General features: G+C 63.1%; 1 pseudogene. It reads left to right on the forward strand.

Going from position 1 to position 696, the window contains the following annotated elements:
* Window positions 1-43: 43 nt before the first annotated feature.
* Window positions 44-696, forward strand: a pseudogene (locus ACLD1X_RS29155) (hypothetical protein); the annotation flags it as partial.

The raw sequence follows: 696 nt of genomic DNA on the forward strand, positions 1-696 counted from the left end.
ACTCCCCCGCGTCACTCTTCAATTCGCGACAGGAGTCCTTGTCATGCTCGTTCAACCGTTAAAGAACCTCTCCCCCCTGGCCCTGCTCGATCCGGAAATTCCCGGGCGCAGCGAACCGCAACTGCCCTCCGGCGAATGGGGCATCAACCTTGCCGCCGCCCAGGGCAACTTTCCGGACCATGGGCTGAAAGTGCAGATTCCCGTGTGGTCGACCCAAGGCCTGGGCGACAAGGCCGAGCTGTTGCTCAACAACAACCTGATCGACCAGCACACCCTTTCCGACCCGGCCGAAATCGGCGAGCGTACAATCTTGTGGGCCGCGCCCGCTCGCTTGCCGACCGGTTCATACACCCTGGCCTATCGGGTCACCCGGCTCAATCAGGCACCCGAGACCTACGCCCCGCCCATCAAGCTCTACGTCAAGCTGGAAATCCCCGGGGGCCAGGACACCGACCCGGAACCCGGCCATTCCAACCTGTTCATGTACATCCCCCCGGAAATCGTCAATGGCGGTGTGGACAAGGACATCGCCGAACAAGGGGTGCCCATCGTCATTCGCGCCGCCTCCGGCACCGGCATCCCGTACCCCGACGCCGCCGAAGGGGATGTCATCTTCGTGAGTTGGGGCGGAGTGTTCCAGCAGTCCGAACCTCTGACGGCGCAGCAGATCAGCGACCCGGTCAACCACCCGATTGA

This window comes from Pseudomonas sp. 18173, assembly GCF_050432945.1.
Lineage (GTDB): Bacteria > Pseudomonadota > Gammaproteobacteria > Pseudomonadales > Pseudomonadaceae > Aquipseudomonas.